The organism is Microbacterium sp. zg.Y909 (assembly GCF_024626565.1).
This window is the reverse complement of record NZ_JANJFJ010000634.1, coordinates 1-1530: the sequence shown is the minus strand read 5'-3', so window position 1 is coordinate 1530 and position 1530 is coordinate 1. Positions and strand designations below refer to the sequence as shown.

The following is a 1530-nucleotide window of genomic DNA, read 5'->3' as shown; positions in this document are numbered from 1 at the left end:
ATCTCCACCTCGGCCAGGTGCTCGCGGTGCAGGATGGCGGGTGGCGCGTGGTCGACTTCGAAGGCGAGCCGCTGCGCCCCATGCCTGAGCGCGCGATCCCCGATCTGCCGCCGCGCGACATCGCCGGAATGCTGCGCTCGTTCGACTACGCCGGCGCGGTCGGAGGTGGACACGACGCGGCCGCGTGGGCACGCGCGTGCCAGTCCGCGTTCATCGACGCATACTCGAGCACCGCGGGAGCGGTCGAGCTCGACCCCGTGCTGCTGAAGGCGCTCGTACTCGACAAGGCGGTCTACGAGGCGACCTACGAGGCGCGCAACCGCCCGGACTGGCTGCCCGTGCCGCTCGCCGGTATCGACGCAGCTCTGGCCTGAGTCACTCCTCGACGGGAGCCGCGGGCGTGAGCAGCAGGAACATCGCGCCATAGGCCGGCAGCGAGACCGAGAAGCTCCGCAGATCGTCCACTCGTCCGACGGTCTCCCCCGACGCCGCGTCGACGACCTCGCTGCCGGGCACGAGCTGCTCGGACCGCACGGTCCCCTCGGTCGGCTCGGCGGAGAAGTTGAGCACGGTCACCTGAGTGGCGGCATCCGCCTCGGCGTCGCCGTCGTCCAGGCGGTGAACGAGCACGAGCATGCCGGCGTGAGCGACCTCGGGGATGTCCACCTGGGTGGCCGTGGCGATGCCGTGCTCGCGCCGCAGGTCGAGGATTGCGGCCAGGCCCGAGGCGAACGAATCCGGGTCGTCGAGCTGCGCGGGCAGCGGGCCGTAGAGGGCGCGTCCGCGCGGCATCCCCGCCGCCGAGCGCGTCGCCTGCGGGTCGGCGTCGAGCAGATCGTGCGCACCGCGCTCGATCCACCGGGTGTCGCCGGCCGCCAGCAGGTCGGCGACCTCCTCGCTCGGGATGGTGAGCATGCCCACGAGATCCCAGCCCGAGAGGGCGAAGACGCCGGGCTGCCACGCGTTGTACGCGCAGAGCAGCAGATGCGCGTCGCGGATGGCCGGAACGTCGGTCTCTTCGATGTCGGCGAGTCGTTCGATGCCCCGCGTCGCCGCGATGAGCGAGGTGCTGGTGCAGGCGATGCCGTTCTGCGTGAAGACGCGGTTGTAGTCCGCCTTGCCGGTCAGGCTCTCGGTGAGCTCAGCCCGCACCACCTCGGCGAGATGACCGCCGGTGATCTCCTCGCCGCGGAAGCGGTAGAGATCGTCGCCGTGCCGCGTCGCCCAGTGCACGAGCTCATAGGTGAGCTCGTCGTGGTTCTGCATCCCGTGCACCAGCTGCACCGGCTGGACGCCGAGCTCGAGCGATGTCCGCAGCGCGAGCCGCAGGAACTCCGTCTGCCCTGTCGCCAGAGCGTGGTGATAGCCGGGACGACCGACGAAGTCGTAGGAGAGATCGGCTCCGACGGCTGCGGTGTCGCGGATGTCCTCCATCGTGAGGTTGAGCTCCTGGAAGGTGAACCCGCCGACTTTGCGCACCATGCCGGCGATGATGTGGTTCGCGGCGTGCGAGAGCGGATGCCCCTCCGA

General features: G+C 70.4%; 2 pseudogenes. One reads left to right on the top strand and one right to left on the bottom strand.

What is annotated here, in order from left to right:
* A pseudogene (locus NQ160_RS23630) lies at positions 1–374 on the top strand (phosphotransferase); the annotation flags it as partial.
* A gap of 1 nt (position 375) precedes the next feature.
* Here the strand turns inward: NQ160_RS23630 and NQ160_RS23625 are convergent.
* A pseudogene (locus tag NQ160_RS23625) lies at positions 376–1530 on the bottom strand (maltose alpha-D-glucosyltransferase); the annotation flags it as partial.